The following is a 21,636-nucleotide window of genomic DNA, read 5'->3' as shown; positions in this document are numbered from 1 at the left end:
CCTGCGGGGAAGGCGGGCCTGCGGGCGTGGAACCACACGCGGGCCGGGCAGTTGGGGACGGTCCGGGGACCGGGCGCAGTTGAGGCCGGTTGAGCCGGCGGTGACCTCGAACTGCTTTGCTAACACAAATGGCTTGTCCTACAGTGTGGCCACTGAGACGAGCCTGGGGGAGGGGTCTTGGAGCAGCCTGGAGCAGCGCTTTCGGAGCAAATTGCCGAGCGCCGGCGGGGTGTTGGTGATCCGCGGGCGCTGGTGGGTGAGATGCGGCGTTCGGTCCTTCTGGTGCCGACGGTGGGTGAACGGCTCTGGTCGGCGCGGTTGGGCGGGGTGCGGTGGATCTACGGGTTCACCGACGAGGCCGCGCTGGCCCGGTTTGCTCTGCTTCGCTCATCGGGTGATCAGGCCATGGATTACGCGGCGTTGCTGGGTGCGCGCATTGTCGACGAGGTGGTGCCGTCCTTGGGGGAGCCTGCCGGTCTTGCCGTCGATGTCGCCACGGAGGACGGGTCGATGTTCTTCCCGCCGGTCGTCGGCATCGTTCCGGAGGCGGTCGCCGTCGATGCCGGTGAGGCGGAAGAGGGGGCGGGTCGATGAGCGGCGACGGGGCCGACCTGCATCTCGACAAGGAGTCCGTCACCAAGTTCACCAAGGGCCTGAACACGACCATCGACGAGCTCGGTGATCTCGGTGGTGCCACGGGTTCGGTGATGGGGAAGGGTTTCTCGTCGCTGGCGGTGACCGGGATGGAGGCCGGTCACCACGGTCTCGCGGTCGACTTCGAGGACTTCTGTGAGCGCTGGGAGTGGGGTGTGCGTGCTCTGGTGCGGGATGCCAGTGGGCTTGCGAACCGGCTCGGTCTGGCGGCGGGCACCCAGTGGGAGCACGACCAGTACCTCGCGGGCACGCTCAAGGTGGGTGCCAACTCCCTGTTCGGGGGGAACCCGCACGCCAGCGAGGAGGAGATCGCCAAGCAGAACTGGGGCGACATCTTCACGCCGGACTATCTGAACCCGGACTACAGCCCCGAATCGTTCGACAAGGCGAGCCAGGACATGGGGCAGACCTGGAAGGACACTGGCCGCACCGTCCTCACCGAGGGCTACGGCGGCCGGCAGTCCGACATGTTCAACAACGCGCTCGGCATCTCCGACGACCAGTTCGACCAGGCACTGGACGACACGCTCGGCCCGTCACCGGAGGAACGCGCCCAACAGACGCAGCAGCAGAGCCAGTCCGGGGGGAACTGACTGTGGGTATAGGCGACTTCCTGAGCGATATCACGCCCGACTCGGTCGAGGACGTGATCGAGGACGGCGTCGAGTGGGCCGGTGACCGGGTCGAGGACGCCGGGAACTGGACCGCGGACCGGCTGGACGATGTCGGCTGGGATTCCGGTGCGGACTGGGTGCGCGAGCAGTCCCGTTCGGTTGCCAACCGGATGGGCGCGGAGGTCGACGAGATGGACCTCGGGCAGACCGAGGACAAGACCAAGCTGATCTACGGCAGCCCCAGCAAACTCAACGCCACCGTCACCAAGCTCCGCGCCTTCCAGTCGGCCTTCGACGGCACCGGTGACGGTCTCAAGGGCCTGGACTCCGGGCAGCTCAAGGGCGAGACGGCCGACGCGCTGCGCACTGCGGTGGGCACCCAGCCGCCCAAGTGGTACGCCGCAGCCGATGCGAGCGCGAAGGCGATCGGCGCTCTTGACGCGTTCGCTGACACCGTCACCTGGGCGCAGGGGCAGGCGCAGACGGCGATCGACAAGTGGAAGGAGGGCATCAAGGCCTCAGAGGACGCGGCGGATGCCCACCGCAAGAAGGTCGACGGCTTCAACAGCGCGGTCGACCGCTACAACGCTCAGCCCTCCGACAAGCGTGACCCGTCGTCTCTGCCTCCCCGTCCCGCGTCGACGTTCGCCGACCCCGGCAAGAAGCTGATGCAGGATGCGCAGGACCTCCTCGCCGCGGCCCGCGAGCAGCGGAACTCGGCGGCGCAGACCGCGCGCACGGCGGTCCAGGCCGCCCGCGACATGGCGCCGCAGAAGCCGTCGTACAGCGAGCAGTTGCGCGACGGGGCCGAGGAACTCCAGGTCATGGGCATGCATGTGGACGGCGGCATCATCAAGGCCACGGCGGGCATGCTCAACTTCGTCCGCAGCGTCAACCCCATGGACCCGTACAACCTCACGCATCCGGGCGAGTACGTCACCTCCCTCAACAGCCTTGCCGCCGGTCTGGTGGTCGCCGCCAACGACCCGGTCGGCACCGGCACCACGATGGTCAAGGACTTCATGAAGGACCCGGCCGAGGGATTCGGCCGGCTGATCCCCGACATCGCGCTGACCATCGCCACCGGCGGCGGCGGCGCCGCGGTCAAGGGCGTGCGTGTCGCCGACGAGGCCGCCGAGGCCGCACGGCTGCGCCGCCTGGTCGACGACGCCCCGGAAGGCACCCACAGCCGGCCCGACGGCGAGCGAATATCCGACGACACCGACCCGGTGGACCTCGCCACCGGCCGGATGTACCTGCCGCAGACCGACGTCGCGCTCGCCGGCATCCTGCCGCTCCTGTTCACCCGCCGCACCGAGTCCGGCTGCACGGCCGGCCGCTTCCTGGGGCCCTCCTGGACGTCCACCGTCGACGAACGCCTGCAGATCGACGCCGTCGGTGTCATCCACATCACCGCCGACGGGCTCCTGATCCGGTACCCGCACCCGGCCCCGGGCGCACCGACCACACCGGAATCGGGCAGGGCCCGCACCTTGCTGGCCCGCGACGCCAACGGCGACTACACGGTCACCGACCCCGACAGCGGCCTGGTCCTCGACTTCGACGCCCCGTCCGGCGCCGAGCCGGGGGGTGACGGAACCGCCTGGCTGTCGGAGGTGACCGACCGCAACGGCCACAGGATCAGCGTCGACCGTGACGAGGGCGGCCTGCCGCTGGCCCTGGTCCACTCCGCGGGCCACCACGTGAATCTGACCACCGAGGACGGCCGGATCACCGCTCTGTCCCTGGCCGGTGCGGGCGAGGACGGCACGGACCTGCCCCTGATGAGCTACGGCTACGACGGCGGCGACCTCACCACCGTAAGCAAGCCGTCGGGCGCCACGACCACCTTCGTCTACGACGACCGCCGCCGCGTCACAGCCTGGATCGACTCCAACAACAGCCGCTACGACTACGCCTACGACGACCACGACCGCGTCATAGCCGAAGGCGGCCAGGCCGGCCACGTCCAGATCACCCTGGCCTACACCGAACCCGACCCCGAGACGGGCCACCGCTCCACCACACTCACCACCGCCGAAGGCCACGCCACACGCCATCTGTTCGGCCCCGGCTGCCGTCGGCTGGCCGTCACCGACCCGCTCGGCCACACCACCCGGTTCACCTACGACCCATGCGGCAACCTCCTGGCCCGCACCGATGCGCTGGGTCTGCGCACCGCCTTCGCCTACGACGAAGACGACCGCCTCGTCTCCACCACCGCCCCCGACGGCGGCGAACTACGCACGGTCCGCGGCCCGTTCGGCCTGCCCGTGGAGGTCGTCGGACCGGACGGCAGCCGCACGCTCCACGAGTTCGACGAACGCGGCAACCGCACGGCGGCCACCGACCCGGCAGGCTCCACCACCCGCTACACCTACGACCGGGCCGGCCGGCTCACCTCGGTCACCGACGCGCTCGGCGCCACGACCCACGTGGTGTGCGACGCGGCGGGCCTGGCCGTGGAGGTGACCGGCCCGACCGGCGCCGTCACCCGCACGGAGCGGGACGCCCTCGGCAGACCGGTCCGCGTCACCGATCCGGCGGGCGGCGTCACCCGCCTGGAGTGGCACGTCGACGGCCAACTCGCCCGCCGCACCGGACCGGACGGCGCCACGGAGTCATGGACGTACGACGGCGAGGGCAACCGCCTGACGCACACCGGCGCATCCGGTGGCGTCACCCGCTCCGAGTACACCCACTTCGACCTGCCCCTCGCCCGCACCGGACCCGACGGCGTCCGCCACGAGTTCGAGCACGACAACGAACTGCGCCTCACCCGCGTCACCAACCCACAGGGACTGGAATGGAGTTACGCGTACGACGCGGCCGGCAACATCGTCTCCGAGACCGACTTCGACGGACGCACCCTCAGCTACCGGGTGGACGCCGTGGGCCGGCTCGCTGCCCGTACCGACGCGCTCGGCGGGACCATCTCGTTCGAGCGCGACCAGCTCGGCCAGGTGGTCAGCAAGGACGTCGACGGCCATGTGACGACCTACGGCTACGACCGGGCCGGACGGCTGCTGGAAGCGGTCGGGCCGGACAGCGAACTCCGGTACCAGTACGACCGCCGAGGACTCACCAAGACAGAACTGGTCGACGGCCACCCCAGCTCGTACGCATACGACGTCCTCGGCCGCCGCACGCGACGCACCACACCCACCGGTCACGTCACCTCCTACACCTACGGCACGGACGGGCAGACCCAGCGCCTCACCACCGGCAGCCACCGCATCGACTTCACGCACGACGCCGTCGGCCGGGAGCTCACCCGCGCCTTCGGCGACGCGCTCACCATGACGTCGGCCTGGGACGAGGCCGGACGGCTCTCCGCCCAGCACATCACTGCCGGAGTGCGTCCGGTCAACAGCCGCGCTTACATGTACCGCGCCGACGGCCACCTCATATCCGTCGCCGATCAGAACTCCGGCACCCGCACCTTCGACCTCGACCGAGCGGGCCGCGTCACCGCCGTCCACGCCAAGGACTGGACGGAGCGCTACACCTACGACGACGCCGGCAACCAGACCTCGGCCTCCTGGCCCTCCGGCCACCCGGGCACCGAGGCCACCGGACCGCGCGCCTACACCGGCACCAGCATCACCCGCGCCGGGAACGTCCGCTTCGAGCACGACGCCCTCGGCCGCGTCACCCTGCGCCAGAAGACCCGCCTCTCCCGCAAGCCCGACACCTGGCGCTACACGTGGGACGTGGAGAACCGCCTCACCTCCGTCATCACCCCCGACGGCACACGGTGGCGCTACCGCTACGACCCGCTCGGCCGCCGCACCGCGAAGCAGCGCCTGGCGGTCGACGACGAGCGGGTGGTCGAGGAGGTCCGGTTCACCTGGGACGGCCTGACCCTGTGCGAACAGACCACCCACCACCCGGACACCCCGAACACGGTCGCCCTCACCTGGGACCACCGCGGCCACACACCCCTGGCCCAGACCGAGCGCATCCTCACGGCCGACGACGGTCAGGAGGAGATCGACCGCCGCTTCTTCGCCATCGCCACGGACCTCATCGGTACCCCCACCGAACTCATCGACGAGTCCGGCGACATCGCCTGGCGCTCCCGCTCCACCCTCTGGGGCACCACCGCCTGGTCCCGCAACAGCGGCACATACACCCCGCTGCGCTTCCCCGGCCAGTACTACGACCCCGAAACCGGCCTCCACTACAACGTCTTCCGCCACTACAACCCGGAATCCGGCCGCTACGCCTCCCCGGACCCGCTGGGGCTGGCTCCGGCCCCCAACCCCGTCGCGTACGTGGACAACCCGCACCGCTGGACGGACCGCCTGGGACTGGCACCGGACTACGTCCCGATCTACAGGACCCCCAAGGGGGCCCACGCGGAATACGAACTCGCCCACGGCCCGAATCCGGCCAACCATCAACCCGGCGTGGATATCGGTGGAGGCATCATCTCCGACGGGAAAATCTACTTTGGTGAACGGTCCGTTGCCGCGGAGTACGCTGGACCGACGGGCATCAACTTCGCCAAGGGTATGGTGAAGTACGAGATGCATCCGTCGTTCCTGGAAGAATTTGGCGAGCATGCGAAGGTTATCGACCGTAACGGCCCTAATGGGGCGGTGCGTTTGGAGTTCGAAATCCCCGTGGGGAAGCTGGATCGATTCAATGAACTCACCCAGGGGCGTAGTTGGATTTCGATTTTCGGAGGACCGAAATAGTGTTTCATGATCATCAGGAGCTCGATGTGACCGTGGTTGCGGTCGCTCCAGTGGGCTCGAAAGTCGATGCCGATGGTCGTACCGGATTCATCGATCAGGTGAAGCACCCCTCCTGGTGGGACGAGAGCAGCGCGCGGCCCCAGGTTGGGGACAGGCTGCACGTCGTTGTGCTCGACGCGAGCCGGGAGGAGCCCCGGTTCAGCGCGCTGCAGCGGGACATCGACATTGCGCGTCGCCTTCGGGGCACAGGCGCGTGAGGCCCGCGGCAACAGCCCCTATGACTCCGGCAGAACCTGAACGGAAACGGAACCGATCTGGTGCCTCTCGGCAGGCGGGTGGTTGCCGGAGCAGCGGCTGAGGGGGACTTCGACGGGGCCGTTGTTGGCGAGCCCCACAGCATGTCGCACCGCGTCTGCGGCGCGAAGGGCCGGGTAGCGGAATGGGACGTTGCCTCTCCCCTGTTCGCCAATGGAGTCGAGCGCTCACGCGCCCACGGGTACGTCGCCGAGTGCCCCGGCTGCGGAAGTCATTTCGACACGCGCTGGAGTTCATCACACCCGAAATGTCGTGAGGAATTCAGTTCTCGCCCGGCGCCGGCCAGTGTCGATCTCACGGGACGGCGTCGCCTTGCCTTTGTAGATGAATCCAGTGTCGTCGCAGATGACCATGGCCGCTGAAGCGGGCGCGACGGAGGCTCTGCCCCGATGTCGTAGAGGACGGGATTCCCGCCAAGCGCGGTCGTACGGCTACGGCTGAGCAGATCCGATGAGGAGCAACCGCGGTGAGAATCAATATGGGTGATGACTGGCGCGCGGTGGTGACGGACGAGCCGCTGCACATCGCCCCCCGCTTTTCAGGCGACGCTGTGTGCGTCATGCACTACGCGGACGGGAAGGAGCGTGAGCGGTTCGTTGCGGACACCTTCGGTAGCCAACACTGGTTGTGGGACACGCCCGATGTCTTCCGGTTCGCCCCGGACAGCCGGAAACTGGTCGGGGTCGAACTCCAGATGCCGTACATGTCCGCCGTCGCCGAGACCTCTACTCGCCTTCCCGCCATGCCTGCCGTACGCCCGGGCGGGCTCCGCGCGGACGAGGTCCGGGACTTCCGGCATGAGACGTGCACGGTGCTGTGCCGCGCTCCGGGGGACGCCATGCTGATCTGTTTGCGCGACCTCGACGTCCTGGACGAACCGCTGGAGGTCTGTATCGGCATCGCCCCGGACATGGCGCTCCTCGTCCAGCACGGCAGCGTCGTCGGCTGGAATCTGACCGACCCGGTCCGGTACTTGACCACTTGGTTCGCCGACCCCGATCCCGCCCCGCCGTCCGACACCACGCGTCGGCTGCTCACAGAGTGCCTGGACCTGATCACCGAGCCGGTGATCGACGACGTGATGGACCGCGAACCGGCCGCCTTGGCCCGGCTCCGGGCCGCCGACGATGCCCTGCGCAACCAACAGAATGACCGCCATCGGGCCGACGCCCTGCTCGCGCTCATCGCTGGACTGGTCGAGGACTACGCAGACGTGCCGCCCCCGCAGAAGCCGTGAACCACTGCCCTGCCCTGCCCGGAGCGAGCGAAGTCCTGATCCCTCACATGACCGAGAGGAATCCGTGGGCAGGCTGACAGCGGCCTTTCGTAAGCGGGACACGCATTACTTCTCCGCAGGAGAACCGATCACGGCCGACGAGCCGATCGCCGGCTTCGACGAGCAGGAGGGCGACCTGCTCGCGGACCACCCCCGAATGCGCCGGATCATATTTCGCCCACGTCCCGGCCGGCCGTTGCATCGTTATTACCTGCACTGGAGCGACCGAACCGGCCTGGCGTCCCTCGACAGGCGGGTGGCTGCCGGGACAGCGACCGAAGAGCTCACCATGGACGGTGAGGGACCGCGAGTGTGACGGGCAGACCTCCGGTCATCGCGCCGCGCTTCGACTTCCCGGAGGATCACGGACATGGGTGACGGTATTTCTGGGGAGCTCCAGATCTACTCAGTAGAGGCTGGAGATGCTGCGTCCGCCACGTGCGTAGTCCGCTGCGTAGGTGGCGTGGTGCGCACCGGCCGGCATTTCAGGACTTGTCCAACTGGTGACGCAACAGGCGATCCAGTCCTCCTGAGCCTCGACTGGATCAAGTGCTACGAAAAAATTGTGGACTCCCTGCATCCGCCCTACAGCGCCAAGGTTAAATTGTCCGGGAATGGGGTGGAATCCCTGAAGAGGGGCGTAATCCTTGCCTCTGTCGCGAATGATGAGCCCGAAGCGCCGTAAGGCGCGTTCAGGCCTCGCCCGGCCCTTCGGCTGCGCGCGGGGCGTGCGGAGGCCACATGCTCTGGGCGTGACATGACAGGAGCGGGGGAATGGAGGACGACCGGGGCCGCCACCCCCCACAGGAGAGGCCCCGGTCGTCTTCCGCGGGGCCGCAGGACGACCCCGTACTCATCTCAGCGCCGCGACTGCGTTTTCTGTCACACCGCACGGTGTCCGAAGAATGTTGCGGGTTGTACAAGTCATGGACGCGGTGCCCGCGAAGGACGTAGCGTGCTGAGTCGCGCAGGGTGGCGCCGCAGTGATGACCAGCTGCGATTCAGGACAGCAGGGCAGGGTTGAGGGAGTGCTGGGGGACGACGCGGGGCTTACTGCCGCGGTGCTCGCGGCGCAGGACGGGGACGAGGACGCCTTCCGTGCTGTGTACCGCGCTGTGCAGCCGCGGCTGCTGGGCTACATACGAACACTGGTGGGGGAGCCGGACGCCGAGGACGTGGCGTCCGAGTCGTGGCTGCAGATAGCCAGGGACCTCGACCGGTTCAGCGGTGACGCCGACCGGTTCCGGGGCTGGGCGGCGCGGATAGCCCGTAACCGTGCCCTGGACCATCTGCGGATGCGCGGCAGGCGGCCCGCCATCGGCGGCGACGAGACGGAACTGTCCGAGAAGCCGGCCGGGTCCGACACGGCCGACGAGGCGATCGAGGCGCTGGCGACCAGCCGGACCATGTCACTCATCGCCCAGCTGCCGCAGGACCAGGCCGAGGCCGTGGTGCTGCGCGTGGTGGTCGGTCTCGACGCGAAGAGCGCGGCGCAGACGCTGGGCAAGCGGCCCGGTGCGGTCCGCACCGCCGCGCACCGCGGGCTGAAGCGGCTCGCCGAACTGCTGCGGACGGATGGCGTGGACGGCGTGGACGGCGCGGACGGTGTGGACGGCGCCGGGAACCCGGGCGGCGAAGGCGGTCCGCGGGCGGTCGGCTCCGGCTCCGCGGAAGCGAGCCGTCCGCGCGGCGACGGACCGGCCGGAGGGGTCGGGGCGCCCAGGGGGCCGGTCGACGGCACGGCCCCGGCGCAGTCCCCGCAGGGCAACGGGGCGGGCCGGACGGTGGAACTCGGCGCCGTTCCCGCGCAACGCCCCTCCCGCACCGGCCTGGTGGCGCCCGCCGGTGTGACGCATTCGCGTCCGTGGACGCAGAAGGACATGTGATGGCCGACGAGCAGCACGAATGGCTTGACAAGGCAGCGGCGGAGAGAATTCTCCGCCGCGAACCGGTCGATCCTGCCGACGGCCGGCTCCCACAGGACGCAGAAAGGCTCGCGGCCGCTCTGGACGTAGTGGCCCGCACCGCCCGCCCCGCCACCGGGGAACTGCCCGGCGAGGCAGCCGCACTGGCCGCCTTCCGCGCCGCCCGTCGTCCCACCGCCCACACCGCCGCCGCGTCCGCCCCCACGGCTCCGCCGCGCGCGGCCCGGGCCTCCGGGACGGACGGCTCCACCGAGTCCGAGTCCGGGATGCTCGCGCCCGTACACATACGTTCGGCCGGTTCCGGCACGGCGTCCGGAGCCGCGGGTTCCCGCGGCCCCCGCCCGATGCGCTGGAGCCGGCCGATCCGCTTCGGCCTGGTCGCCTCCCTCGCGTGCTGCGCGATCGGCGGGGTGGCCGTGGCCGCCGGGACCGGGATGCTGCCCGGCCCCTTCGGCCGCCACGCGCCCGCACCGGCCACCTCGGTGTCGGCCGCGGCGACCCCCGAGGAGCTGGGCTCCGGCCTGACCGCCGACGACGAGACGTCCGCACCGCCGCCCGGATCCCCGGGCGGCGACACCGCGACGCCGGGCAAGCCCGGTTCCGGCAGGACCGGCGGCCCGGAGAGCGGCCGCCCCGACGGCGACGGCGGCACCACGGACGAGGACGCCGGCGGCGACGGCACCGGCGACAACCGGTCCGGCGGCACCGGGGACGCCCCGTCGGACGGTGCCGACGCGACGCAGGGCGAGAGCAGTCAGGACGGCCAGGCGGGCGACGGGACGTCCAGCGGCACCGGCGGCAAGACGCTCACCTGGTACGCCAAGACTCTGAAGGCCTGCCGCGCCTACCGCGACGGCACGCTCGACGACGAGCGCAGAAGCCGCCTCGAAGCGTTGGCCAACGGAGCCCGCAACCTCGACCGGTTCTGCGACCGGATGATCGACCAGGCGGATGGAACGAGCGACGACGGAACGAGCGGCAACGGGAAGAACGGCGACGGCCAGAGCGGCAACGACAGCGGCGACGGCGAAGACGACCCGGCCGGCAGCGACGGCTCGTCCGGTGGCGGCTCGGGCACCCTGCCCTCGATCCGCTTCTCCACGGCTCCCCCGGAGCCCTCGGCCGCCGCCCTCGCCCCGGACTCCGAGTCCTCGCACTTCCCGGCGTCGGCGTTCTCCCTCGCGGCGCGCTGACGGTCCGCACCGCCCCACCACCACCGGGTGTGACGTTTTTCGGCCTGCGGACGCAGTACTGAGTGAGCCGACTGGTCATCGGCAGCGCCCGGAGCCGGGGTTCCCCCCGTACCTACGGCTCGGCGCAAACGGCGCGGGCGGGACACGTTCCCCCGGTCCCGCCCGCGCCCCTCATTTCATGACCTCACTTGTAGATGACGACCTTGTCGCCGTTGCGGACCTGGTCGAACAGCGAGGCGATCTTCCCCTCGTCCCGGACGTTGACGCAGCCGTGCGAGGCGCCGTTGTAGCCGCGGGCCGCGAAGTCCGACGAGTAGTGCACCGCCTGGCCGCCGCTGAAGAACATCGCGTACGGCATGGCCGTGTGGTAGATCGACGACACATGGTGCCGGGACTTCCAGTAGACGGAGAAGGTGCCTTCGCGCGTCGGCGTGTACTGAGAGCCGAACCGCACGTCCATCGACGAGACGACCCTGCCGTCGATCATCCAGGACAGCGACCGGCTGTTCTTGCTGATGCAGATCACCCGGCCCGTCATACAGCGCTTGTCCGGCTTCGCGGCCGGACGGGTGGTCGGCGGGTTCAGCTCGGCGGCCGTCGGCGCGTGCGTCATGCCGAGCAGCTTCTGCCAGGTGAGCGTGTCCGTCTTTCCCGTACGGGACAGCCCGCGCTTGCCCTGGAACGACTGCACGGCGGCGACCGTGACGGAGCCGTAGTAGCCCGTGGGACTGCGGTCGAAGTGGCCGATCTGACGCAGCCGGGCCTGGAGCTCGCGCACCTGCTTGCCCTCGGCGCCGCTCGCCATCAGCACCTTGGCCTGCGGATCGGCCGACGGCGTGGACGGAGGTGTGGAGCTGGGCGTGGCCTTCGGAGGCGCGCTCGGCTTCTCGCTCGGCTTCGCGCTCGCGGACGGCGTGGCCGATTCCGGTGCCTTCGTGCCGGGCTTGGCGTCGTCGGTGGGTGAGCTGCTCGCCGACGGTGCGGCCGACGCGCTGCCGGCGGGCTCGGCCTTGCATCCTGCGGTCACGGCGACCAGCGCCAGTACGGCGACGGCGGAGGCCGCACCGGCCCCCCGGCCGCCCCTGTGCGCGTGGCCGCGCCCGGTCCTGCTGCTGCGTATCATCTCGGCCCCCTGAATCTGCGGTATCTCATGGGACGGATTCCCGCTCTGCCCGGTTGCCGAATCCTGCGCATGATGGGGAAAGCGGCATCGAGGACCGGAGGATGTCAGGCATCAGGGCTGTGGGCAAGCTCCGGCCGGGCCCCTCCGACAGTCGAGCGCCCGCCGCTACAGTCCGTCGCGAAGACCATCGGCTGCCGGCGAGCAGCTTCAGCGGGAGGCGCAGCAGATGACACGCGAGTCGGAGTCGGGACTGCCCATCGAGCCGGTCTACGGGCCGGACACGCTCGACGGATGGGACCCCGCGGAGAAGCTGGGGGAGCCGGGCGCCTACCCCTTCACACGCGGTGTGTACCCGTCCATGTACACCGGCCGCCCTGGACGATGCGCCAGTACGCGGGCTTCGGCACGGCCACCGAGTCCAACGCCCGCTACAGGCAGCTGATCGCCAACGGCACGACGGGCCTCTCCGTCGCCTTCGACCTGCCCACCCAGATGGGCCACGACTCCGACGCGGAGATCGCGTCCGGTGAGGTCGGCAAGGTCGGGGTGGCGATCGACTCGGTCGACGACATGCGCGTGCTGTTCGACGGGATCCCGCTGGACAAGGTCTCCACGTCCATGACGATCAACGCCCCTGCCGCGCTGCTGCTGCTCATGTACCAGCTGGTCGCGGAGGAGCAGGGCGTCCCGGCGCAGCAGCTCACGGGCACCATCCAGAACGACGTGCTCAAGGAGTACATCGCCCGCGGCACGTACATCTTCCCGCCCCAGCCCTCGCTGCGGCTGATCGCCGACATCTTCAAGTACTGCCGGGCCGAGATCCCGAAGTGGAACACCATCTCGATCTCCGGCTACCACATGGCGGAGGCCGGGGCCTCTCCCGCGCAGGAGATCGCCTTCACGCTCGCGGACGGCATCGAGTACGTGCGTACCGCCGTCGCGGCCGGCATGGACGTCGACGACTTCGCCCCGCGGCTCTCCTTCTTCTTCGTCTCGCGTACGACGATCCTGGAGGAGGTCGCCAAGTTCCGCGCCGCCCGGCGGATCTGGGCGAAGGTGATGAAGGAGGAGTTCGGCGCTTCGAACCCGAAGTCGCTGATGCTCCGCTTCCACACCCAGACCGCCGGTGTGCAGCTCACCGCGCAGCAGCCCGAGGTCAACCTGGTGCGCGTCGCGGTACAAGGGCTGGCCGCGGTCCTGGGCGGCACCCAGTCGTTGCACACCAACTCCTTCGACGAGGCGATCGCGCTCCCGACGGACAAGTCCGCCCGCCTCGCCCTGCGCACCCAGCAGGTCCTGGCGTACGAGACGGACGTGACGGCCACCGTCGACCCGTTCGCGGGCAGCTACGTCGTCGAGAGGATGACCGACGACGTCGAGGCCACGGCCGTGGAACTGATGCTCAGGATCGAGGACATGGGCGGCGCCGTCCACGCGATCGAGCGCGGTTTCCAGAAGAACGAGATCGAGCGCAGCGCCTACCGCATCGCCCTGGAGACGGACAGCGCCGAGCGGGTCGTCGTCGGCGTCAACCGCTTCCAGCTCGACGAGGAGGAGCCGTACGAGCCGCTCCGCGTCGACCCGGCGATCGAGGCCCAGCAGGCGGCCCGGCTGGCGAAGCTCCGCGCCGCACGCGACCAGGGCGCGGTGGACACGGCCCTGGCGGCCCTGCGCAAGGCGGCCGGGGGCACGGACAACGTGCTCCACCCGATGAAGGACGCGCTCAGGGCCCGGGCCACGGTGGGCGAGGTGTGCAACGCGCTGCGGGACGTGTGGGGGACGTACGTGCCGACGGACGCGTTCTGAGGCGGAACCCCGCTTCCGGCGTGTCGTACCCCCGTGCGACACTCCGTTTCATGCTGGGTGTCACCGACCTTCCGACCTATCTCGCCGGCCTCGTGCTCATCGTTCTGCTGCCGGGGCCGAATTCGCTGTACGTGCTGTCCGTCGCCGCCCGGCGCGGGGTACGGACCGGCTACGTGGCCGCGGCCGGGGTGTGGACCGGGGACACCGTGCTGATGACGCTGTCCGCGCTCGGAGCCTCGTCCCTGCTGCAGACGACGCCCGTGCTCTTCACCATCGTGAAGTTCGCCGGTGCGGGCTATCTGACCTGGCTGGCGATCGGGATGCTGCGCGCCGCGGTGTCGATGTGGCGCGAGCGGCACCGCCGGGTGGCCGAGCTCACGGGTGAGGCCGCGGACGGGGCGGAGACCCCGGGTGCCATGGAGCGGCCGTACCGGCGGGCCCTGGTGGTCAGCCTGTTCAACCCGAAGGCCATCCTGTTCCTGATCTCGTTCTTCGTGCAGTTCGTCGACCCCGGGTACGCGTATCCGGCGCTCTCCTTCCTGCTGCTGGGCACCCTGCTCCAGATCGCCAGCTTCCTGTATCTGTCGATGCTGATCTTCGGCGGAACCCGGCTTTCCGCCGCGTTCCGCCGCCGTAAGCGACTCTCGGCGGGAGCCACCTCGGCGGCGGGCGTGCTGTTCCTCGGCTTCGCGGCGAAGCTCTCGCTCAGCAGCGTCTGACCGGACCTCAGGACTCCCGGGCGCTGCGCCCGGGCAGTCCAGGGGCTCCCGGGCGGGACGGTGGCGTCACGGAGGCTTCGATCCGGGCGAACTGGTGGCCGAGGCTTGTCATCCACACCTCCAGATCGACCGACAGGGAGGCCGGCGGGTAGTCGCCCGGTTGCGGTACGGGCGGCCGCGCGGGCACCGTTCGGCCGGTCAGCAGTGATGCGATCCGGTCCGCCTCCGCCTCCATAGCCGTCGCTGTGGCGCGGGCCCAGGCCGCGGACGAGCCCGTCGTGCCGGAGCTCGGACGAAGACCGAAGCGGGGCAGCCGGTACGCGCCCATGAGCATTTGGTTGGCGACGATGAGCACGGAGTGCCAGTCGGGGCCGGTTTCCTCCGAGGCGCCCGGGGCCTCGCTGCGGTACTGCGCGTACGCCGCCTCGGCAAGCCGCAGCCTGTGCAGGCTCGGCAACGTCTGCGGCTGCGCCGACGAGCCCGGCGGCGGGGTCAGCAGCGTCTCCGCGGTCGGGGGCACCATCCCGCCGCACGAGCGCAGGAGCCCGGCCATGGCGCGGCGGACCTCCCTTCGGGCCCCGGCCGGCCAGGCCAGCAGCCCGCACAGCAGGCCGATCACGCTGCCGGTGACGACGTCGATCATCCGTGCCTCCGACAAGCGCCAGGTGACCGGCGACAGCTGGGCGAACGCGGTGGCCACGACCAGGGTGAACGCCCCTTGCGCGAAAGCGATCCCCAGCAACGGTCCCAGCCAGAACCCCACCAGCATCGCGGGGGCGAGCAGGGCGGCGTACACATCGGTGTGCGGGCCCACCCCCGTCAGGAGGGCCCCCGCCACGAGAGCCCCCACGGCATTGCCGGCCACCGACAGCCGAACCGTCCGCCAGGTCGCGCCCACCGTCGTACGTTCGAGGGTCAGCACCGCCAGAAGCACCCAGAACCCGTGGGCCAGGTCGAAGGAACCGGCCACCAGCCGGGCGGCTGCGAGGCCGAGCGAGGTCCGTACGGCGTTCTGGAAGACCACCGACCGGAACGTCATGTTGCCGAGGACGCGGTGAGCCCACAGCCTCGGTGTGGACAGCTCCGCGTACCAGAACAGATCGCGTGGGGCGGCCGGCGCGGTGGGCCCGTCGTTCACGGCGATGTCTGCGGTGACCTCCACGATCCGGGCCGATTCGGCCAGTGCCAGCACCCGCGACTGGCGCTGCAGCACGGCGGTCGGGGGCAGGTCGCCGGGCGGTCCCGACACCAGACGGACGGGCGCTCCCGACACCAGAAGGACGCGTTCCTCCTGGAAGCGTCGCATCGCCTCTTCCAGCGCCCCGGCAGGGGGCGGGTGGCTGCCGGTACGCAGGAACCGCGCGCATGCGGTGCAGACTGCCGCGACCCGGCCGAGGAGGGCGGTGGACGCCTCGTCGGCGGCGCGCGGTGTCGCTTCGGCGAGCGTCGCCAGCTGTTCCAGGAGCCGCCGTACCGAGCGGCCGGCCTGATCCAGCGCGCGATCCGTCCGGCCCGCACCGGCCGGCCTCTCCGCCGGCGGGATGTGCGACAGCCGCAGTCTCGATCCGGCCCTCCGCAGCTTCTCGGGCGTGACCTCGCCGGGTGTGGCCCCGGCGGCTGCCGTTTCGAGCGCGCGCGCCAGCCGTTCACGGTAGGAAGCTGCGGACGGTTCGGGCAGGAGCACCTCCCATGCGGCGAGGAGCAGAGTCCCCGTGGTCAGCCCCAGGAGCCGGGCCCCCAGCGAATCGGGGTCGTAGGGAGGGAAGCAGGCCAGGATGTAGAAGAGCTGGAGGCCGGGCCCCGTTCCCGCCGGGCGCGGACCGGCCACGGCCGCGAACGTCAGCAGGAACCCGACGGCGAGCACGCCGCCGACCGCCGCCCAGGTATTCACCGCGAGGACCGTTCCCAGGGACGCCAGCGCGAGTCCCGCGGGAAGCGCGCACAGCATGACGGATGCCCTTTGACGGCCGGAGCCGGGGATGGCGGAGAGCAGACCGAAGGCAATGGGCGCGAAGAGCGCGTAGAGAGCGGCGATCGGCTGTTCGGCGGCGTACAGCAGCGGGTAGAAGCCGATGCTCACCGCAAGCGTCACCCGGGCGGCCTTGCGCAGGGCCGCTGACCTGTCCACGCCGGTGCTCACACGCCTGCCTCACCCGTGCGGGTCCCCTCGGACCCGTTCGCGCGGTGGGCGTCGGACCTGGGGCCGCCTCTCGTTCGGATCATGCCGGGCTCGCTGGGTGATCCGAACGAAAGGCCCTGGCCGGAGCAGGGTGCAGGGCTTCGCGTGCCGGCAGCGGTTGTGCGCTCATGCCGCCCGCTCCTCTCGGCCGGGGCCACACCGCGCAGGCTCGCAGCGTGGTACCTGCGGCCATTGTTGGTCAGTGCGGAACCACCCGCGCGCGGGCCGTGGAGAACGGGCGAGAGGAGCGCCCCAGGGGTCCTGAGTGATCAGGGCCGGGTCGAGCAGGGCGCCGGTCCCGGGCTCCAAGCCGGCGGACACAGGAGTTCAGCCGTGCTTGAGGCCAAGACCCAGCGGAGCCAGATACTCCGCGAGCCCGGTCGCGTCCTCGCCCGCCCAGCCGACGTAGCCGTCGGGCCGGACCAGGAACAGCCCCTTGCCGTACGCCTCGTAGGCGTCCGTGCGGTGCACCCTGACCTGTGAGCCGGCGAACTCCGGCAGCTCCGCGTCGGTGCCGACGGCCAGCAGGGTGAAGTGCGGGCCCCGGAAGACGTCGAACAGCCGCCGCTCACCCGCCGGCCCGTCGGGGGCCCGGTCGCCGGCCTCCAGAGCGCCCGCGCGGCCCACCGACAGCGGGCCCTCGCGGTACCCGAGGCCCAGCTGCTGGGCGGCAGCGCCCCGCTCCTGCTCGCCGCGGTGGATACGGGTCGACAGACCGAGCATCTCGGCGGCGATGGGGCGGCGCTCCTCCTCGTAGCTGTCGAGCAGGGCCGCGGGCGCCCCGTGGCCCAGCACCTGGCCGAGCTTCCAGCCCAGGTTGTACGCGTCCTGCACGCTGGTGTTGAGCCCTTGGCCGCCGGCGGGGGAGTGGACGTGGGCGGCGTCCCCGGCCAGGAAGACCCGCCCGTCGCGGAACCGGTCGGCGAGCGCGGCGCGGGGGCGGAAGTCGGAGGCCCAGAGCACCTCGGTGACGTCCTGCGCGTCCACGTGGGTGCGTTCGGCGACGAGTGCGCGCACCCCCTCCAGGGAGAGGTCCGGCTCGCCCTCCTTGAACTGGGCGACCAGCTGGAAGTCCACGGTCCCGGGCAGCGGGCACAGCGTGATGAACCCCGAGTCGGTGTTCATCATGTGCCAGTTGAGCCGGTCGAGCGCGTCCTCGGCGACCCGTACATCGGCCACCAGCATCGGTGCCGGGTCCACCGTCTCCCCGGTCATCGCGAGGGACAGGGCCCGCCGCACGGTGGAGCGCCCGCCGTCCGCCGCGACCAGGTAGGAGGCGCGGACGGGGCCGGTGCTCAGCTGCGCGGTGACCCCGTCGGCGTCCTGGCCGAGGCCGGTCAGCGCGGTCGAGAGCACGACGTCGCCGCCCAGCTCGCGCAGCCGGGCCAGCAGGATCTCCTGGGTGCGCCACTGCGGCATCATCCACGGCTCCCCGTAGGGCTCGGCGTCCGTCGGGGCGGCCACCCGGAACATGTGGTGCTCGCCCATCCGCTCGCCGTTCTGCCAGGCCATCCCGACCGGCGCGGGACCGCCGTGCTCGCGGATCGCGTCACCGACCCCGAGGTCGTCGAGGACCTCCCGGGTGCGGGGCTGGATGCCCTTGCCGCGCGAGCCGGGGAAGAGGGCGGGCGCCTGCTCGACGAGAAGGGCGGGGACGCCGCGACGGGCCAGGTCGCAGGCGAGGGCGAGGCCGCAGGGACCCGCGCCGACGATGAGGACCGAGGTCTCCCGGACAGTTTCCTTAACGCTGTTAAGTTCCATGGTCCGGAGTCTCCGCTTAACGCTGTTAAGTTGTCAAGGGGAGGGGCTGTTAACTTGTCGAGGTGGGTACGACGAAGATCGACCGGTCCCGGGTGGCCGACACAGCGCTGCGGCTGCTGAACGAGGTGGGCCTGGACGGACTCAGCCTGCGCGCCATCGCCAAGGAGCTCGACGTCAAAGCGCCCGCGCTCTACTGGCACTTCAAGGACAAGCAGGCGCTGCTCGACGAGATGGCCACGGTGATGTACCGCCGGATGCTCGACGAGGGTCTGCCGGGCCCGACCCCGGAGCGCTGGCAGGACCAGCTCGTCGCGTACAACAGCGGGCTGCGCGCCGCGCTGCTGCGCTACCGCGACGGGGCCAAGGTCTACGGCGGCGCGAAGTTCACCGGCACGGACCACGCCGACGGGCTCGAAGCCCATCTGCGGACCATGGTCGACGCGGGTTTCGAGCTGTGGCAGGCGGTGCGGGCGGGCACCACCGCGTACTCGTACACGATGGGCTTCGTCAGCGAGGAGCAGGGCGTCCGCCCGATGCCGGACCAGCAGCGCGAGGGCTTCGACATCGGTGAGCGTGCGGAACGCATGGCCCGCTACCCGCTGGCCGCCGCGGCAGGCGCGGAGATCTTCGCCAACTACGACGAACGCTTCGAGGACGGCCTGCGGCTGATCGTCGCGGGCATCGAGGCGCGGTACGGGGCGGGCTGATCCCGCCCTTCCGGAGCGGGGGAGGGCTGAGCCCGCCGCGACGGAGTACGGGAGGCTGATCCCGCCCCGCCGGAGTGCGGTCCCGGCGCCTTCGCCGCTACGGCCGCGCGCGCCGCCGCCTTACACGCGTCTGGACCGCCGGTCCGAACGCCACGGCGAGCAGGGCAGCCAGCGCGGCAGCCCCGGCAACCGTCCCGGTCCGCAGTCCCGGTGGCCGGAAGGAGCAGTCCACCGAGGTCCGGTCACCGCCGACCGGCACCGCCACCAGGCCGAGGTACGAGTCGGCCGGACGCCCGTTGCAGCTCCATCCCGCGATCCGGGGCGCGGCCAGCACGGCCACCCCCCTTGTCCGAGGCGGGAGTTCGGCGTGTACACCGCTGCCCGAGACGGTGACCCTCGTCGCGCCCGTGTGCTTCAGCTCCGCCGCCGCCGAGGCCAGGCGCCCCGGATCCAGGCAGCCGACGGCCTCGTGCGGGACGGTCCCCGCCCGCTCCACCCGCAGCGTCACGGTGATCCGGCCCGCGCCCGCGCCCAGCGGCAGTACCCCGGCACGGCGCGCGGGCATGTCGCCCCGGACATCGATCGGTTCGCCGGTCGCACCCAGCCTGGCCGTGCCGAACAGGTCGGGCGCCCACAGGAACACCTGGCTGCCCGCGGGACAGCTCGCACTCAAGGTGTACGTGCCTGGCTTCGCCGCGTAGGTGCTCGTATTCCTGTCGGTGGCGGCCGAGCCGTCCGCGGACCGCAGCGCGGTCGTGGGCAGCGCGTACACCGAAGCGCCCAGCAGCTTCTCCTGATTGCGGAACGGTGAGCGCCCCCACCCGGAAGCACCGGATCCGGACGGCCGCACCGTCACCAGCGGCGGGACGTCCTGCCGGGTCACGGTCACCGGCCGCTGGTCCGGGCGGTTCCAGACCTGGTGCGGATCGCGCGGCATATGGACCCGGGCTCCCACCGAGAACACCGCGTCGGTCACCGGGTTGTCCAGGCTCTGCAGCGCGCGGCCGCGCGAGGTCCAGCCGGCGCCCAGTGCGAGGAAGGTGCGGGTCGTCACGTCAGGCGTATGACTGCTGTAGTAGGCCCCGCCCTGCCCGCCGACCAGCATCGGATCGTTGGCGGTGCTCTGCTCGAGGCCGGGGTCGGTGCGGTAGCGCGGCCAGCCGTCGGCGCCGGCGACCGCAGCGGACTGGAGACTCTGCCGCTCGCCCCAGGGGGCGTAGTCGTCGAGCCGGTTGAGCCGCTGCCGGTCGGCGTACGCGGTGGTCGCGGCGGCCTGCCCGGCCTGCGCCCCGGCCAGCAGGAGCACCGCGAGCACGACGAACCTGCGGTTGCGGACCAGCGCGAGACCGCCGACCGCCGCCACCAGTCCCGCGGCGAACAGCGGATAGGTCCACCGGGTGACCAGCTCGCTGGGGGCGGCAGCGGCGGCGATCAGCACCAGCACCCCGCCCCCGCCCAGCAGCGCCCGCCGGTCAGGCCAGGCATGGGCGACGGAGGTCCAGGCGGCGATCACCACGAGGCCGGAGAGGACGAACGTCTGCCGGAACGGGCTCCCGTTCGGCGTCGCGAAGGCGTGCCAGAGCAGATGCGTGGGTCCCCACTGCAACGACAGCGCGACCACCGCCACGAGCCCCGGCCACACCCACCGCTCGGTGCGCGGCACGGCACGGTGGAAGGCCAGCGCGCAGGCCAGCAGCAGGGAGCCCGTGCCGAGGAAGACCGCCGGGCTGAAGAATCCGTACGTGGCAGGCAGCAGCCGGGCGGCGACGTCCGGCCAGGCGGCCGGGGCGAACTCCCTTGTCCAGCCCGGGTAGGCGTGCCGCGTCCCCAGGAACACCGGCAGCAGCACCGGCGCGGCCAGTCCGATACCGATCAGCACCGTCCGCCCCGCGCGCACCAGCCCCCGGACCCGCTCCCGCGACGTCCCGTCCTCCAGCAGCAGCCGTACCACCAGCACCAGGGCCGCCCCGAGCGTGGCCATGTAGGCGGTGTAGAAGTTGGACACCCAGGCGAGCGTGACGAGGAGCGTCCCCAGCACGGGCCGCCGCGCGGTGCGCGCCCACTCGCCGGCCAGGCACAGCAGCGGGAAGGCGATCAGTCCGTCCAGCCACATCGGGTTGTACGCGGCCTCGACGACCGACCAGCCGCACAGCGCGTACGAGGCACCGAGCACCGCCGCCAGCCACTCCCGGCCGCGCCCCCGGCGCAACGCGGTGAGCAGCCAGGTCATGGCTGCCGCTGCCACGCCCGTCTTCACCAACGTGACCGCGTAGACGGCCAGGTCGATCCGGTCCCTCGGGAACACCCCGACGAGCAGGGCGAACGGGCTGGTCAGGTACGTACCGAGGTCCGGCAGGAAACTCGTGCCGAAGCCCGACTGCCAGTTGACCAGCAGCCCACCGTCCGCCCGCCCGTGCAGCAGGTCCCAGAGCCGGGCATGGAACGGTACGAACTGATTGCCCAGGTCGTTCACGCTGCGGGTGTGCGGGCCGAAGGGGTAGCTGCGGGCCACCGCGTCGCCGGCGCAGACGGTCGCGACGGTGAGCACGGCGGCCAGGGCGGCACCCCGGCCACGCGGCGATCGGAGAATCGACGGAGTCCTCATGATGGGTCGAATATGCCATCGAGCATCGCCAAATCCCGCGAGCGAAAAGGCGGTTC

The 21,636-nt window shown here is 71.0% G+C and carries 14 protein-coding genes and 1 pseudogene; 11 read left to right on the top strand and 4 right to left on the bottom strand.

Annotated elements, in window-relative coordinates; genetic code table 11:
- The first annotated feature begins 177 nt into the window (after positions 1-177).
- The 8 genes from ACIOEW_RS11055 (at position 178) to ACIOEW_RS11020 (ending at position 10,680) form a co-directional block, all read left to right on the top strand.
- Complete coding sequence (locus tag ACIOEW_RS11055; RefSeq protein WP_362546268.1) at positions 178-594, top strand: SseB family protein; 417 nt, start codon at positions 178-180, stop codon at positions 592-594.
- Positions 591-1,247: a hypothetical protein gene (locus ACIOEW_RS11050; protein WP_362546271.1), complete on the top strand. Its 657-nt coding sequence runs from the start codon at positions 591-593 to the stop codon at positions 1,245-1,247. Before ACIOEW_RS11055 ends, ACIOEW_RS11050 begins: the two co-directional genes overlap by 4 nt.
- A gap of 2 nt (positions 1,248-1,249) precedes the next feature.
- On the top strand, positions 1,250-5,971 hold the full coding sequence (locus ACIOEW_RS11045) for a putative T7SS-secreted protein (protein ID WP_401963307.1): 4,722 nt from the start codon (positions 1,250-1,252) through the stop codon (positions 5,969-5,971).
- A complete protein-coding gene (locus ACIOEW_RS11040) occupies positions 5,971-6,228 on the top strand; it encodes a hypothetical protein (protein WP_401963305.1) in 258 nt (85 codons plus the stop codon). Before ACIOEW_RS11045 ends, ACIOEW_RS11040 begins: the two co-directional genes overlap by 1 nt.
- Positions 6,229-6,752: 524 nt before the next feature.
- Complete coding sequence (locus tag ACIOEW_RS11035) at positions 6,753-7,523, top strand: hypothetical protein (protein ID WP_401963303.1); 771 nt, start codon at positions 6,753-6,755, stop codon at positions 7,521-7,523.
- Between the two features lie 64 nt (positions 7,524-7,587).
- On the top strand, positions 7,588-7,878 hold the full coding sequence (locus ACIOEW_RS11030; protein WP_401963302.1) for a hypothetical protein: 291 nt from the start codon (positions 7,588-7,590) through the stop codon (positions 7,876-7,878).
- 712 nt (positions 7,879-8,590) lie between these two features.
- Positions 8,591-9,448 (top strand): RNA polymerase sigma factor, encoded by an 858-nt coding sequence (locus ACIOEW_RS11025; RefSeq protein ID WP_401963848.1) that lies wholly within the window; start codon positions 8,591-8,593, stop codon positions 9,446-9,448.
- Positions 9,448-10,680 carry a hypothetical protein gene (locus ACIOEW_RS11020; protein ID WP_401963300.1) on the top strand — a complete coding sequence of 411 codons (1,233 nt, stop codon included), beginning with the start codon at positions 9,448-9,450 and terminating at the stop codon, positions 10,678-10,680. The genes ACIOEW_RS11025 and ACIOEW_RS11020 overlap by 1 nt, the downstream gene beginning before the upstream one ends.
- A gap of 184 nt (positions 10,681-10,864) precedes the next feature.
- On the opposite strand, the gene ACIOEW_RS11015 is transcribed toward ACIOEW_RS11020, so the two are convergent.
- The gene (locus tag ACIOEW_RS11015; protein ID WP_362546284.1) at positions 10,865-11,803 is read right to left on the bottom strand and encodes a L,D-transpeptidase family protein; all 939 of its coding nucleotides are present in this window, start codon (positions 11,801-11,803) and stop codon (positions 10,865-10,867) included.
- A 226-nt stretch (positions 11,804-12,029) separates the two neighbouring features.
- Between ACIOEW_RS11015 and ACIOEW_RS11010 the strand changes: the two are divergent.
- Together ACIOEW_RS11010 and leuE are read left to right on the top strand one after the other, a co-directional pair.
- Positions 12,030-13,609: pseudogene (locus ACIOEW_RS11010) on the top strand (methylmalonyl-CoA mutase).
- 50 nt (positions 13,610-13,659) lie between these two features.
- Complete coding sequence (leuE, locus tag ACIOEW_RS11005; protein ID WP_362546290.1) at positions 13,660-14,328, top strand: leucine efflux protein LeuE; 669 nt, start codon at positions 13,660-13,662, stop codon at positions 14,326-14,328.
- Between the two features lie 7 nt (positions 14,329-14,335).
- Here leuE and ACIOEW_RS11000 read toward each other — a convergent pair whose 3' ends face one another.
- Complete coding sequence (locus ACIOEW_RS11000; RefSeq protein WP_401963298.1) at positions 14,336-16,468, bottom strand: FUSC family protein; 2,133 nt, start codon at positions 16,466-16,468, stop codon at positions 14,336-14,338.
- 366 nt (positions 16,469-16,834) lie between these two features.
- Positions 16,835-18,268 (bottom strand): FAD-dependent monooxygenase, encoded by a 1,434-nt coding sequence (locus ACIOEW_RS10995; RefSeq protein ID WP_401963297.1) that lies wholly within the window; start codon positions 18,266-18,268, stop codon positions 16,835-16,837.
- A 62-nt stretch (positions 18,269-18,330) separates the two neighbouring features.
- On the opposite strand from ACIOEW_RS10995, the gene ACIOEW_RS10990 reads away from it, so the two are divergent.
- A complete protein-coding gene (locus ACIOEW_RS10990; RefSeq protein ID WP_362546299.1) occupies positions 18,331-18,975 on the top strand; it encodes a TetR/AcrR family transcriptional regulator C-terminal domain-containing protein in 645 nt (214 codons plus the stop codon).
- A 97-nt stretch (positions 18,976-19,072) separates the two neighbouring features.
- Here the strand turns inward: ACIOEW_RS10990 and ACIOEW_RS10985 are convergent, their stop codons facing one another.
- Positions 19,073-21,580 carry a YfhO family protein gene (locus tag ACIOEW_RS10985; RefSeq protein ID WP_401963296.1) on the bottom strand — a complete coding sequence of 836 codons (2,508 nt, stop codon included), beginning with the start codon at positions 21,578-21,580 and terminating at the stop codon, positions 19,073-19,075.
- Positions 21,581-21,636 lie beyond the last annotated feature (56 nt).

Origin of the sequence: Streptomyces sp. NPDC087901, from assembly GCF_044742205.1 — a bacterium.
Lineage (GTDB): Bacteria > Actinomycetota > Actinomycetes > Streptomycetales > Streptomycetaceae > Streptomyces.
This window is presented reverse-complemented; position numbering and strand designations above follow the sequence as displayed.